15 protein-coding genes, 1 tRNA gene and 1 pseudogene are annotated in these 12,848 nt (G+C 71.8%); 11 read left to right on the top strand and 6 right to left on the bottom strand.

Going from position 1 to position 12,848, the window contains the following annotated elements:
* The first annotated feature begins 20 nt into the window (after positions 1-20).
* Together FHX45_RS15620 and FHX45_RS15625 are read left to right on the top strand one after the other, a co-directional pair.
* Positions 21-761 (top strand): FadR/GntR family transcriptional regulator, encoded by a 741-nt coding sequence (locus FHX45_RS15620; RefSeq protein WP_167101880.1) that lies wholly within the window; start codon positions 21-23, stop codon positions 759-761.
* A gap of 42 nt (positions 762-803) precedes the next feature.
* Positions 804-1,589, top strand: a complete 786-nt coding sequence (locus FHX45_RS15625; protein ID WP_167101883.1) for a class I SAM-dependent methyltransferase — start codon at positions 804-806, stop codon at positions 1,587-1,589.
* Here the strand turns inward: FHX45_RS15625 and FHX45_RS15630 are convergent.
* Both FHX45_RS15630 and FHX45_RS15635 read right to left on the bottom strand, forming a co-directional pair.
* A complete protein-coding gene (locus tag FHX45_RS15630; protein ID WP_167101886.1) occupies positions 1,586-2,074 on the bottom strand; it encodes an SRPBCC family protein in 489 nt (162 codons plus the stop codon). The genes FHX45_RS15625 and FHX45_RS15630 overlap by 4 nt on opposite strands.
* On the bottom strand, positions 2,071-2,409 hold the full coding sequence (locus FHX45_RS15635) for a helix-turn-helix domain-containing protein (protein WP_167101889.1): 339 nt from the start codon (positions 2,407-2,409) through the stop codon (positions 2,071-2,073). The genes FHX45_RS15630 and FHX45_RS15635 overlap by 4 nt, the downstream gene beginning before the upstream one ends.
* An 84-nt stretch (positions 2,410-2,493) precedes the next feature.
* Here FHX45_RS15635 and FHX45_RS15640 point away from each other — a divergent pair, with 84 nt between their 5' ends.
* The gene (locus FHX45_RS15640; RefSeq protein ID WP_167101892.1) at positions 2,494-2,916 is read left to right on the top strand and encodes a PPOX class F420-dependent oxidoreductase; all 423 of its coding nucleotides are present in this window, start codon (positions 2,494-2,496) and stop codon (positions 2,914-2,916) included.
* Here FHX45_RS15640 and FHX45_RS15645 read toward each other — a convergent pair.
* Together FHX45_RS15645 and FHX45_RS15650 are read right to left on the bottom strand one after the other, a co-directional pair.
* Positions 2,901-3,941, bottom strand: coding sequence for a PLP-dependent transferase (locus FHX45_RS15645; protein WP_167101895.1), 1,041 nt, complete (start codon positions 3,939-3,941; stop codon positions 2,901-2,903). The two genes, FHX45_RS15640 and FHX45_RS15645, sit on opposite strands and share 16 nt — an antisense overlap.
* Positions 3,938-4,615, bottom strand: a complete 678-nt coding sequence (locus tag FHX45_RS15650; RefSeq protein WP_243869053.1) for a B3/B4 domain-containing protein — start codon at positions 4,613-4,615, stop codon at positions 3,938-3,940. The genes FHX45_RS15645 and FHX45_RS15650 overlap by 4 nt, the downstream gene beginning before the upstream one ends.
* Positions 4,616-4,659: 44 nt before the next feature.
* On the opposite strand from FHX45_RS15650, the gene FHX45_RS15655 reads away from it, so the two are divergent.
* Both FHX45_RS15655 and FHX45_RS15660 read left to right on the top strand, forming a co-directional pair.
* Entirely contained in the window at positions 4,660-5,211 is a 552-nt protein-coding gene (locus FHX45_RS15655; RefSeq protein WP_167101901.1) for a helix-turn-helix domain-containing protein, read from the top strand.
* Positions 5,212-5,274: 63 nt separating this feature from the next.
* Positions 5,275-5,649: an FKBP-type peptidyl-prolyl cis-trans isomerase gene (locus FHX45_RS15660; protein WP_167101904.1), complete on the top strand. Its 375-nt coding sequence runs from the start codon at positions 5,275-5,277 to the stop codon at positions 5,647-5,649.
* Here FHX45_RS15660 and FHX45_RS15665 read toward each other — a convergent pair.
* Complete coding sequence (locus tag FHX45_RS15665; protein WP_167101907.1) at positions 5,642-6,532, bottom strand: LysR substrate-binding domain-containing protein; 891 nt, start codon at positions 6,530-6,532, stop codon at positions 5,642-5,644. The genes FHX45_RS15660 and FHX45_RS15665 overlap by 8 nt on opposite strands.
* A gap of 73 nt (positions 6,533-6,605) precedes the next feature.
* Here FHX45_RS15665 and FHX45_RS15670 point away from each other — a divergent pair, with 73 nt between their 5' ends.
* Positions 6,606-7,505, top strand: coding sequence for a serine/threonine dehydratase (locus FHX45_RS15670; RefSeq protein WP_167101910.1), 900 nt, complete (start codon positions 6,606-6,608; stop codon positions 7,503-7,505).
* A 56-nt stretch (positions 7,506-7,561) separates the two neighbouring features.
* Here the strand turns inward: FHX45_RS15670 and FHX45_RS15675 are convergent.
* Positions 7,562-7,644 (bottom strand) — tRNA-Leu (locus FHX45_RS15675).
* Between the two features lie 131 nt (positions 7,645-7,775).
* Here FHX45_RS15675 and FHX45_RS15680 point away from each other — a divergent pair.
* The 5 genes and pseudogenes from FHX45_RS15680 to FHX45_RS28740 form a co-directional block, all read left to right on the top strand.
* Positions 7,776-9,026 (top strand): FhaA domain-containing protein, encoded by a 1,251-nt coding sequence (locus tag FHX45_RS15680; RefSeq protein ID WP_167101913.1) that lies wholly within the window; start codon positions 7,776-7,778, stop codon positions 9,024-9,026.
* 124 nt (positions 9,027-9,150) lie between these two features.
* The gene (locus FHX45_RS15685; protein ID WP_167101916.1) at positions 9,151-9,618 is read left to right on the top strand and encodes an FHA domain-containing protein FhaB/FipA; all 468 of its coding nucleotides are present in this window, start codon (positions 9,151-9,153) and stop codon (positions 9,616-9,618) included.
* Positions 9,615-10,940: a PP2C family protein-serine/threonine phosphatase gene (locus FHX45_RS15690; RefSeq protein WP_167101919.1), complete on the top strand. Its 1,326-nt coding sequence runs from the start codon at positions 9,615-9,617 to the stop codon at positions 10,938-10,940. The genes FHX45_RS15685 and FHX45_RS15690 overlap by 4 nt, the downstream gene beginning before the upstream one ends.
* Positions 10,940-12,436: an FtsW/RodA/SpoVE family cell cycle protein gene (locus tag FHX45_RS15695; RefSeq protein ID WP_167101922.1), complete on the top strand. Its 1,497-nt coding sequence runs from the start codon at positions 10,940-10,942 to the stop codon at positions 12,434-12,436. The genes FHX45_RS15690 and FHX45_RS15695 overlap by 1 nt, the downstream gene beginning before the upstream one ends.
* 38 nt (positions 12,437-12,474) lie before the next feature.
* Positions 12,475-12,828: pseudogene (locus FHX45_RS28740) on the top strand (penicillin-binding protein 2); the annotation flags it as partial.
* Between the last annotated feature and the right edge of the window lie 20 nt (positions 12,829-12,848).

The following is a 12,848-nucleotide window of genomic DNA, read 5'->3' on the forward strand; positions in this document are numbered from 1 at the left end:
GAGGTGAAGGTCAAGAGACGATGGAATTCGAGCCGGTCAGCCCGGTCCGCGCGTACGAGCGGATCGTGGAACAGATCGAGCAGGCCGTGCTCACCGGCCGGCTCCGTCCTGGCGAGCGGCTGCCCGGCGAGCGCGAGCTGATGGCCCGCTTCGGCGTGAGCCGCTCCACCATCCGCGAGGCGCTGCGCGTGTTGCAGGCCGGTGAGGTGATCCGGTCGCGTCCCGGGGACCCGCGTGGCCCGGAGGTCCTGCCCGCGTCCCCGGTGAGCCTGCAGAAGTCGCTGGACCGGCTGGCGCGCGCGGAAACGCTGGGGCTGGCGGAGTTGCTCCAGTTCCGGATGATCCTGGAGGGGTCGGCGTACCGGCTGGCCGCGGAGCTGCGCACCGAGGAGGACCTGACGGAGCTGCGCACGGCGCTCGCGACGATGACGTCCACTGTGGACGACTACACGTCGTTCAGCCGGGCCGATGTCGCCTTCCACGACGCGGTGGCGCGCGCCGGGCGGAACACGCTGATCGTGGTGTGCGGCAAGGTCGTGCGCGGGGTGGTGCTGGACCTGATCGCGGGCAAGCTGGAGTCCTCCTCGGACCGCGAGGCGCTGATGCGGGCTTCGGTAGCGCACCACAAGGAAGTGCTGCGCGCGGTGGAGGACGGCGACGGCCCGCTGGCGGCCCGCCTGGCACGGCGTGCGCTGTACGACTACTACGCGGAGTACGTCGGCGCCGAAGACCGGATGGTGCTGGAGCACCTGCTCGACTGAAACGCCGTGTCGACCGCGCGGCCTGATCGCCACGGGCGCGCCATGGCGTGCGAACATCCACTGGCCTACGTGCTCGCACTGGAGGGCCGCCTGCTCGACGACCCGGCGGAGGGCGTGGAGGTCGCACACGTCGACCCCGTCGAGGGGTACGACCTCTGGGCGCCGACCTACGACTCGCCGAACCCGGCGTTCGGCTTCGACGAGCCGTTCGTGCGCTCGGTCGCCGCGGGAATGCCACCCGGAGTCGCGCTGGACGCGGCCTGCGGCGCCGGCCGGGTGACGGCGGTGCTCGCCGGGCACGGCCACCGGGTGATCGGCGTGGACGGTTCTCCCGGCATGCTCGCCGAGGCCCGGAAACGGTTGCCGGACGCGGATTTCCGCCACGGTGAGCTCGCCTCGCTGCCCGTGGACACGGCCTCGGTGGACCTGGTCACGTGCTCGCTCGCGCTGACCCACGTGCCCGGCCTCGGGCCGGTGTTCGCGGAGTTCGCCCGCGTGCTGCGGCCGCGCGGCCGCCTGGTCGTCGCCGACGTGCACCCCGAACAGGTGGCGCGGGGGCACGTGCCGGCGGTGCGCCGCGCGGACGCGACGCCGGGCCGCGTGCGGTCGCACTGCCACCGCACCGGCGACTACCTGCGCGCCGCGCTCGCCGCCGGACTGACGGCGCAGCGGTGCGCGGAACCGGGGGCCGCACCCCGCGCGGTGCCACCCGGCGGACCGGGACCGTGGGAGGCGTGGCCGTGGTCGCTGGCCGGCCTGGCACCCGCGGCCGCGGAAGCCGCCGGCGCCGGTGTGCCGTCGATGATCCTCTGGGAGTTCCGGAACTAGTCGTCCGCGAGGATGGCGTCGATCTGGCCTTCGGCGAGCTTCATGCCCTCCGCCATGCCCATCTCGATGAGCTTCTCCAGCTCCTCGAGGCTGTCGAAGGAGCTGACGGTGGTCATCCTGGTGCCGGTGCCGGACGGCTCGAACGTGACCGCACAGTGGATGACCGGCATGTCCGGGTTGCGTTCGCCGTTCTCGTCGGCGAAACCGTCGTCGAACTCCAGCCGCTTCGGCGCGTCGATCGCCGTGATCCGCCACCAGCCGTGGGCCTTCGTCCCGTCCGGGCCGGTCATGAAATAGCTGGAGCGGCCGCCGACCGTGAAGTCGTGCTGCTCGAACGTCGCCGGCCACGTGGGCGGGCCCCACCAGCGCTCGAGCTTGCGCGGGTCCGCCCAGACCCGCCACACCCGGTCGGCCGCCGCGTCGTACTCGGCGACGATCGTCAGGGTGAGGGCCTGTGTGTCCTGGTGCGAGCTGATGACGGTCATTCGTCCTCCTCGGACAGGATGTCTTGGATGTTGCGGACGCGGTGGTGCCAGATCCGTTCGTATTCGCCGAGCAGGCGAGCCGCGGTGCGCAGGGCCTCGGGATTGCCGTGCACGAGCTGCTCACGCCCGTTCCGCTGCTTGACGACGAGAGCGGCCTGCGCGAGCACCGCCACGTGCTTCTGCACCGCGGCGAAGCTCATGTCGTACCTGCGGGCTAGCTGCGAGATCGACTCCTCCTGCCGGAGCACCCGGGTCACGATGTCGCGCCGGGTGGCATCCGACAACGCGTGGAAGATCCGGTCGATCTCCGCGTCGCCGAGTTGACTTACAACCACATGGTTGTACGTTAGTGGCTGCCGGGGCCGGGCGCAACCATCACGCTTGACCTCCAGCTACCTGGAGGTTCTACCGTCGCCGGCATGATCTTCACCGAACGCGAACGCGCCTACCTGCGCAGCCAGCCCCTCGGCCGGATGGGCACGGTGGACGTCAAGGGACGTCCCCAGGTGCGGCCGCTGGGCTTCGAGTTCAACGACGACGGCACCATCGACATCGGCGGCCCGAACCTGAGCAGCAGCCAGAAGTGGCGCAACATCGAGCGCAACCCGGAGGTCTCGTTCGTCGTCGACGACCTCACGCCGAACGAGCCCGGCGCGGTCAAACCCGGCTGGGGACGGGGCATCGAGATCCGCGGCACGGCGGAGCTGCTCACCGGGGTCGAGCCGCCCGCGTACGGCGGCCCCTCGTTCAGCAACGAGCTGATCCGGATCCACCCGCGGGTCGTCCACGCCTGGCACCTCGACCCGGACCAGCTCGTCCGCCGGGCTCAGGTCAGCGCCTGAGCCAGGTCCCGCCAGAGGTCCTCGGGGTCCTCCAGACCGACGCTGAACCGCACCAGCCCGGCCGGCACGTGCGCGTCACCCGGCCACACCGCCCGCCGTTCGACGAGGCTTTCCACCCCGCCGAGGCTGGTGGCGTGCTGGATCAGGCGCAGCGCGGCGCACAGCTCGTCCGCGGCCGCCGCGTCGGCCAGCTCGAAGGCGATCATCGTGCCCTGGCCGGGATAGCGCACCTTGGTCACGGCCGGGTGCTCCGCCAGCCGCTCGGCGAGCAGCGCGGCGGTGCGGGACTGTTCGGCCAGCCGGACCGGCAGCGTCCGCAGGCCACGCAGGGCGAGCCACGCCTCCAGCGCGCCGGGCGTGGCGCCGTTGCGGGTGCGAGCGTCGCGCAGCTCCTCGGCCACGCCCTCGTCGGCCGCCACGGTCAGGCCGAGGAGCAGGTCACTGTGCCCGCCGATCAGCTTGGTGGCGCTGTGCACCACGATGTCCGCGCCGAGCGCCAGCGGCTGCTGCCCCAGCGGCGTGGCGAACGTGTTGTCCACGACCACCCGGGCGCGCTGACCGGTCAACGGCGCGATGTCGATCAGGTCGAGCGTCGGGTTGGTCGGCGATTCGACCCACACCACGTCGGCTTCGCGGGCGGCGGCGAGCCAGCCCGCCCGGTCGGCCGGGTCGATGCGCCGCACCTTCAGCCGCCCCTTGCCCGCGGCGTGGTCGAGCAGCCCACGGGTGCCCGAGTAGCTGTAGACCGGCACGGCGACCTCGGCGCCCACGTCCAGCAGGTCGATCACCGCCGCGGCGGTCGCGATGCCGGACGCGAACGCCGTCGCCCGGCCGCCCTCCAGCGCGCCGATCGCCTCCTCCAGCGCCGCCCACGTCGGCGTGCCGTTCTCGCGGGCGTACTTGAAGCCACCCCCGGCGACGTAGGTGCTGGTCGCCACCAGCGGTGTGTTCAGCGGCTCGCCGGGCTGGTCCGGCCGCCCGGCGGCGATCGCGCGGCTGCGCGGGGACAGGTCGTCGAGGTTCACGCGTTCTCCCTGATCAGTGTGCGGGCCACGGTCGCGTCCGGGGCCAGCGCGGTCAGCCGCGACACCAGGTCGTCCGCCGCCGCCGACAACGCGTCCAGCGACATCGGCTCGAGCCGTTCCAGCAGGAACAACCCGCGCGTGCTGTCCTCCCGCAACCTGGTCCGCACGCACTGGCGGTGGTTCCAGCGGCGGCACGTCACCCCGGCGTCGTCCCGCCAGACGACCTCGCCGGCGTCCGCGACCTCGGTGTCCGGTTCGCCGTTGCGCATCGTGTCGAAGGGCTCGTCACCCCGCGCCCGCACCAGCCGCGGCAATCCAACGTAACAGTCCAGGTCCTCGCCGCCGACCGGCAGCCGGTGCTGCACCGATACCGCGTTGTAGAGGTCGACCACCCGGTTGACCCGCGGCAGTCCCGAGCCGGCCCGGCGCAGCAGGGCGTCCACCGAGGGCCGGGTGCGGTTGGGCTTGGCACCGAAGGCGCGGTAGGCGTCCCGCCACGCCTCGACGTGCGGATCGTCCCCGGCCCGTTCCGCGGCGACGGCGAGCGCTTTCGCCGAGTCCTCGTCGCTGGGCCCGCTGGGCAGGCCGTCCACCACGACGGCCAGGACCGCGAAGTCCGGCCGCAGGGCGAAGACCGCCGGATCCACCCGGATCCCGGTCAGTAGGTCAGTCATGCCGGTCATTCTAACAACCTGTCAGGTGCACTAAAATGACCATCATGACCGACCCCGCCGCCGTCCTCGCCCGCAACATCCGCGTCCACCGCTCGGCGCGGCAGTGGAGCATGGACACCCTGGCCACCCGCGCCGGGCTGAGCAAAGGGGTCGTCGTCGCGCTGGAGCAGGGCCGGGGCAACCCGAACCTGGCCACCCTGATCCGGATCAGCGACGCCCTCGGCCTCTCCCTGACCGCGCTGCTGGAGGGCGGCGAGCCACCCGCGATCTCGGTCACCGGCACCGCGACCGTGCTGTGGCGGGGCCCCTCCGGCGGCACCGGGCGCCTGTTGTCCGGCACCGACGCGCCCGCACCCGCCGAGCTGTGGCGGTGGCACCTCGAACCGGGCGAGCGGCACGACAGCGAGGCCCACGCCCCCGGCACGCACGAGCTGATCCACGTCCTCTCCGGCGAGCTGCACCTGAGCGTCGGCGAGCGGTCGGTCGGGGTGCCGGCCGGGTCCACCGCCCGGATGACCGCCGACCAGCCGCACAGCTACGCCAACCAGGGCGGCGAGCCGGTCGACTACGTCGGCGTGGTCGTGGTGCCCGGCTGACCGAACGGCCCGCCGCACCGGTGGGTACCGTGCAGCGACCACACCGACAGGGAGGAAAGACGCATGGCACCCCAACGCCCCGAGGTCGACAAGCCGACCGGACCGCCCCCGGCGGAGCTGGAGGTCACCGACCTCACGGTCGGCGACGGCGCCGAAGCCACCGCGGGCAACGTCGTGTCGGTGCACTACGTGGGCGTCTCGCACTCGACCGGCGAGGAGTTCGACGCGTCCTGGAACCGGGGTGAGCCGCTGCGCTTCCCGCTCGGCGCCGGACACGTCATCCCCGGCTGGGACCAGGGCGTGCAGGGCATGAAGGTCGGCGGCCGCCGCCGCCTGGTCATCCCGCCGCACCTGGCCTACGGCGACAGCGGCGCGGGCAACGTGATCAAGCCCGGCGAGACCCTCGTCTTCGTGGTGGACCTGGTCGGCGTCAGCTGAGCCGGGCCGCCACGCGCGTCAGCAGGCCGAGCACGGCCGGCACCGGCGCGGCCGGCCGGGGGCGGTGCACCGCGTAGACCTCGCGGTCCAACCCGCTCCCGGCCAGGTCGCGCACCACGACCCCGTCCGCGCCGCGCAGCACGCTCGCGGGCGCGAGCGCGACACCCAGCCCGGCCCGGACGAGCGCGAGGATCGCCGCGTAGTCCCGCGTCTCGTAGGCGATCCGTGGTTCCACCCCGTCCTGGGCGGCCAGCAGATCCAGGGACGGGCGGTCCGCCGAAATCCAGTCCTCGTCGACGAGGTCGGCCAGCTTCACGCCGCCCGCCCGGTCCGTCCGGGCCGCCGGGTGGTGGGCGGGCAGCACCAGCCGCAACCGATCGGCCAGGAGCGGCACCCGGGTCAGGCCACGGGCCGGGGGCAGCCGCCGTCCCGGGTAGCGGTGGGTGATCAGCAGGTCCAGTTCTCCGGAGACCACGAGCTCGTAGCCGTCCGGTGGTTCCACGTCCACCAGCCGAAGGCGGGTCGCTGGGTGCGCGCGCCGGAACTCGCCCACGACCTGCGGGAACAGCACCTGTCCCGCCGTCGCGAACGTCCCCACGCTCAGCGTGGCGGGCGGCCGGTCCCGGAGCTCCGCAAGCGTTTGCTCCGCCGCCCGGAGCTCCCCGACGATCGTCTCGCCGTGCGCCACCAGCCGCCGGCCGGCCTCGGTGAGCGAGGCTCCGGTGGTGCGCCGTTCCACCAGGGCGCACCCGGCCTCGCGCTCCAGCCGGGCCAGCTGCTGGGACAACGCCGAGGCGGTGAAGCCCATGTTCCGCGCCGCGGCGGCGATGGATCCGGCGTGGGCGACCTCGACCAGGACGCGCAGCCGTTCGGCGACCAGCATCCATTAAGTATCGCTAACTCCCGGCAAGCCGAACGCGCTGGCGGCTTAGGGCCGCTCCGCGCACAGTGGAGTCATGACCACCACCGCTGTCCCCGATGTGACCGCTGCCGCGGAGCGCATCCGCCCCTACGTCCGCCACACCCCGATCCTGCGCGCCGAGGTCGACGGACGGCCGCTCGTGCTGAAGCTGGAGCACCTGCAGCGCACGGGCTCGTTCAAGATGCGTGGCGCGCTGAACGCCTTGCTCACCGGCGAGCGACCGGAGCAGGTCGTGACCGCATCGGGGGGCAACCACGGCATCGCGGTGGCGACGGCGGCGGCGATCCTCGGCCTGCCCGCCACGGTGTTCGTGCCCGCGACCGTGCCGGCGAGCAAGGCCCGCCGGATCGAGGCGGCCGGTGCGCGCCTGGTGCGGGCCGGTGAGCGGTACGCCGACGCGGCCGCGGCCGCGCACAAGGCGGCGGCCACGCCTGGTGCGCGGTACGTCGAGGCCTACAACGACCCCGTCGTGGTCGCCGGCCAGGGCACGGTCGCGGCGGAGATCGTCAGTGACGCGCCCGACGTGGACGCGATCGCCGTGGCCGTGGGCGGGGGCGGCCTGGCGGCCGGGGTGACCCTCGGCTCGGGCGGCCGGCTGACGGTCGCGGTCGAGCCGGAGCGGTGCTCGTGCCTGCACCAGGCGCTCGCGGCCGGTCAGCCGGTGGACGCGGAGGCCGACTCGGTGACGGCATCGGCCCTGGGCGCGACCCGGGTGGGCGACGTGCCGTTCGGGGTGCTGTCCGGGCCGTCGGTGCGCTCGGTCCTGGTCACCGAGGCGGAGATCCTCGCCGCGCGCGACCGGCTGTGGGACGAGTTCCGGCTGGCCGTCGAACCGGCCGCCGCCGTGCCGTTCGCCGCCTGGCTGGCCGGGTCGGTGCCGGGTGAGACGGCGTGCATCCTGCTCTGCGGCGCCAATGCGGAATGGACGCCGTGACCATCCCGACACAAGAAAAGACCCGGGCTCTGGAAACCAGAGCCCGGGTCATCGGGTGGGCGAGGAGGGAGTTGAACCCTCACGTCCTTTCGGACACACGGACCTGAACCGTGCGCGTCTGCCATTCCGCCACTCGCCCGAGTTGCTCTGACAGCGAAGAGAACTCTAGCAGGCCGTCGCGGGGCCCTTCACCGGGGGTCGTGTCGAAGGGCGCGGATCCCGATAGGATCGATGCGAAAGCACATGGTGCGGAGGAGGGCGAGGGTTTCCGTGGGCCGCGTTGAGCGCTTCGATCGACGCCTGGAATCCCTGGTGGGCAATACCTTCGCGCGCATGTTCGGCGGCAACGTCGTCACGCAAGAGGTGGCGCAGGCCCTGGAACGCGAAGGGGAGGACAACGTCCGTGAGCTGGCCGGTGGCAGGCTGCTCGCGCCGAACCACTACATCGTGTCCCTGGGCCCGGCGGACTACGACCGGATGGCCGGCGACGAGTTGCGCGTCACCGGGGTGCTCACGGAGGCCGTCCGGGAGCACCTCGCCGAACACGGCTGGGACACCTATGGTGACGTCGTAGTTTCGCTCGAGCGCAACGACGCGCTGCATACTGGACAATTCAAGACCCGTTCATCCGTCGACCCCGACGTCAGCGCGCGTACTGTCGCGGGTTCAGGACGGTCAGCACGACCCAGCAACGCAGGAGACCCAGCAATGAGCCAGCCTCCCGGCTACGGCCAAGGCCAATACGACCAGGGTGACCCGTACGGCCAGCAGGGCCAGTACGGCTACGGACAGCAGGGACAGCCCGGGTACGACCAGGGTGGCTACGGGCAGCCGCAGCCGGGCTACGACCAGGGCTACGGCCAGCACCCGGGCGGGTACGAGCAGGGCGGCTACGGGCAGCAGCCGCCGCAGCCGGGTTACGACCAGGGCTACGGCCAGCCGCCGCAGCCGGGCTACGACCAGGGCTACGGCCAGCACCCGGGCGGGTACGACCAGGGTTACGGGCAGCCGCCGCAGCCGGGTTACGACCAGGGCTACGGGCAGCCGCCGCAGCCGGGTTACGACCAGGGCTACGGGCAGCCGCCGCAGCCGGGCTACGACCAGGGCGGCTACGGGCAGCCGCAGGGCTACGGCACGCCGCCCGGTGGCTACGGTCCCCCGCAGGGCGCACCGGACCCGTACGCGCAGCAGGGCTACGCCCCCCCGCCCGCCGCGCCCGGCGCCCCCCGTCAGGTCCAGGCGGTCCTGCAGCTCGACGACGGCTCGAGCCGGAACTACACGCTCAAGCAGGGCGGCAACGTCATCGGCCGCGGCCAGGACGCCGACTTCCGCCTGCCGGACACCGGTGTCTCCCGCCGTCACCTGGAGATCACCTGGGACGGCCAGAGCGCGACGCTCGCCGACATCGGCTCCACCAACGGCACCACGGTCAACGGCACCCCGGTGCAGACGTGGCAGCTCGCCGACGGTGACGTGATCCGGGTCGGGCACTCCTCACTGGTGTTCCGCACGCAGGGCTGACACGCGCGCCGGTAACCTGCCCCTGCCCGGGTTCGCACCCGAAATCCCGTGTCCCGCAGAATGACCCCTGCGAGACGCCGTGGCGCGTGCGTGCCACGGTCGGGAGAACAGAAGGCGGAGACACGTGCCGGAGCTGGTCGTTCAACTCACCAGAGTGGGCTTTCTCGTGCTGCTCTGGCTGTTCGTGCTGGCCGCCCTTCGGGTGGTGCGCTCGGATCTGTACGCCGCGTCGGGCCTGAAGGTGGCGATGCCGGGCCTGCGCCGGGCGAAGGAGCAGAAGAAGCCGCGGGGCGGCGCCAAGACGCCCCGCCAGATGCTCGTCACCCACGGGGCGCTGGCCGGGACGCGGATCGCGCTGGACGGCAGACCGATCACGATCGGCCGCGCCGACGACTCGACGCTGGTGCTGGACGATGATTACGCCTCGACCCGGCACGCTCGGCTGTCGCTGCGCGGCGCGGACTGGTACGTGGAAGATCTGGGATCGACCAACGGCACATATCTGGACCGGGCTAAGGTCACTGCACCCCTCCGAGTTCCACTCGGTGTCCCCATCCGGATCGGCAAGACGGTGATCGAGCTTCGCCCATGACACTCGTTCTTCGCTACGCGGCCCGCAGTGACCGTGGCCTGGTGCGGTCGAGCAACCAGGACTCGGTGTACGCAGGCCCCCGCCTGCTGGCGCTCGCCGACGGCATGGGTGGCCATGCTGCGGGTGAGGTGGCCAGCAAGGTCGTGATCGCCTCCCTCGCCCCGCTCGACGACGACGAGCCCGGCGACGACCTGCTGAGCATGCTGAGAGACGCGGTGGCCGGCGGCAACGCGGCCATCAGCGAGCTGGTGGCGAACGACCCCGACCTCGACGGGATGGGTACCACCCTCACCGCGATGTTGTTCTCGGGCTCGCGCCTGGGCATGGTGCACGTGGGCGATTCGCGTGCCTACCTCTACCGCAACGGCCAGCTCACGCAGATCACCCGTGACGACAGCTTCGTCAACGAGCTGCTCGAGCAGGGCCGCATCACCGCCGACCAGGCCGCGACCCACCCGCAGCGGTCGCTGCTGCTCAAGGCGCTCACCGGGCACGAGGTGGAGCCGAGCCTGACCGTGCGCGAGGCGCGCGCCGGCGACCGGTACCTGTTGTGCTCCGACGGTCTGTCCGGAATGGTCAGCGACGAGACCCTGGCCGAGGCCATCCGCATCCCGGACCCGCAGGACTGCGCCGACCGGATGATCGAGCTGGCGCTCAAGGGCGGCGGCACCGACAACGTGACGGTCATCGTCGCGGACGTGGTGGACGTCGAGTACGGCGAGAACGCCCCCATCGTGGGCGGCGCCGCCGGTGACGGCAGCGACCAGTACGACCACCAGGGCGATTCCCCGGCCGCGCGCGCCAGGGCACTGACCCAGCCGCCCCCGCCGCCGCCGCAGATGATCGCGCCGCTGGAGGAGCCGAAGAAGCGCCGCAAGTGGCGCTGGGCCGTCGGCATCCTGCTGGTCCTGGTCGTGCTCGGCGCGGGTGCCATCGCCACCCGCTACTTCGTGCTGAGCCAGTACTACGTCGGCGAAGGCGAGGGCGGCGAGGTGGCGATCTTCCGCGGTGTGCCCGGCAGCATCCTGGGCATTCCGCTGCACCAGCAGGCGGAGGGCTCGTGCCCCGCCGGTGACCAGGTGTGCGACAAGCTCACCGTGCCGCAACTGCAACAGGACGCGCAGGCCGCGGTGCGCAACGGCGTGAAGAAGGACAGCTTGGCCGACGCCCGCGACTACATCGACAACTTCCTGCGCTACAAGACGTTGCGGGACTGCGCGCAGACCACCGTCCCCGGCGCGCCGACCCCCCAGCCGCTGCCGACGAGCCAGCAGCCGGGGAGGGACTGCGCGACGACGACGGTGCCAGGTGGTGGTGGCTGATGAGCCAGCCACCACTGCCGGACCAGGCAGCCGCCGTCTACGCCAGCAACCCGCCGCGGGAACTGCCCACCAGGCGCGGCACCGAGCTGGCCATGCTCGGTTTCGCCGCGTTCATCGTGACCTGCGCGTTCGTGCTCGTGCAGGCGAACCAGGAGCAAGAACTGTCCTGGTCGATCGTCTGGTACGGCCTGGCTTACCTGGGTTTGTTCGCGATCGCCCACGCCGCCGTGCGCCGGTGGGCGGCCTACGCCGATCCGCTGATCCTGCCGTCCGTCGCGCTGCTCAACGGACTGGGCCTGGTGATGATCTACCGGATCGACCTGGCCATGTCCGAGCGGGCGACGAAGGCCAGCCGGGACTTCACCGCGGCCGCGCCCAAGCAGGTGTTGTTCACCGCGCTCGCGCTGGCGCTGTTCCTGGCCGTGCTGATCATGGTCCGCGACCACCGGACGCTGTCCCGGTACGGCTACACGGCGGGCCTGGTCGGCATGGTCGCGCTGGCGCTGCCGGCGCTGCTGCCGAGCTCGCTGTCGGAGGTCAACGGCGCGAAGGTGTGGCTGAAGCTGCCGGGCCTGTCGATCCAGCCCGCCGAGTTCTCGAAGATCCTGCTGATGATCTTCTTCGCCTCGTTCCTGGTGGCCAAACGCGATTTGTTCATGGTCGCCGGCCGCAAGGTGCTCGGCGTCGAGCTGCCACGTGCTCGTGACCTCGGCCCGCTGCTCATCGCCGCCGCGGTCTGTCTGCTGGTGCTGGTGTTCGAAAAGGACCTTGGCACCTCGTTGCTGATCTTCGGCATCGTGCTGGTGATGCTCTACGTCGCCACCGAGCGCGCGATCTGGGTGGTCACCGGGCTGGCCTTCTTCGTGGTCGGCTGCCTCATCGCCTACCAGCTGTTCACGCACGTCGAGCAGCGCGTGGCGAACTGGATCGACCCGCTCGCGACCTACTCCGACCAGGGCGGCGGTTACCAGATCGCGCAGGGCCTGTTCGGGCTGGGCACCGGCGGCATCGGCGGCACCGGCCTGGGCGCGGGGCGCCCGGACATCGTGCCGGAAGCCAACACCGACTTCATCACCGCCGGCCTCGGCGAGGAACTCGGGTTCATCGGCCTGGCCGCGATCCTCGTGATGTACCTGGTGCTGGCCACTCGCGGCATGCGCAGCGCACTGGCGGTCCGGGACACCTTCGGCAAGCTGCTCGGCTGCGGCCTGTCGTTCGCGATCGTCATGCAGGTGTTCGTGATCGTGGGCGGGGTGACGAAGCTGATCCCGATGACGGGTATCACCACGCCGTTCCTGTCCTACGGCGGTTCATCGCTGCTGGCCAACTACATCTTGGTCGCCCTGCTGCTGCGCATCTCCGACGCGGCGCGGCGGCCGGCGCAACGCGCGCGGCCCAAGCAGCCGGTGCAGCAGGCTCCGCTGGCCGAGGCGAACACGGTGATGGTCAACCGGCCGCCCGCCGGCGGGCACCAGACAGGGGAACCCACGGCATGAACAAGCCCATGCGCCGCGTCGGCATCACCATGATCACCATGGTGGTGCTGCTGCTGGCCAACATCACCTACATCCAGGTGGTGAAGGCCGACCAGTACCGGACCGACCCGCGCAACCAGCGGGTGCTGCTGGACCAGTACTCCCGACAGCGCGGCAGCATCGTGTCGCAGTTCGACGGCCAGGTGCTGGCCGACGTGACCGAGACCGACGACAAGCTGCGGTTCCTCCGCCGCTACGCCAACGGCCCGATGTATGCGCCGGTCACCGGCTACTACTCGGTGCGCTACGGCTCCGGCGGGCTGGAGCGGGCCGAGGACGACATCCTCAACGGCGAGGACCCGCGGCTGCTCGTGCGCCGCCTGTCGGACATGGTCACCGGGCGCGACCCGCGTGGCGGCAACGTCCAGCTGAC

The organism is Amycolatopsis granulosa (assembly GCF_011758745.1).
In the GTDB taxonomy this organism is placed as follows: domain Bacteria; phylum Actinomycetota; class Actinomycetes; order Mycobacteriales; family Pseudonocardiaceae; genus Amycolatopsis_E; species Amycolatopsis_E granulosa.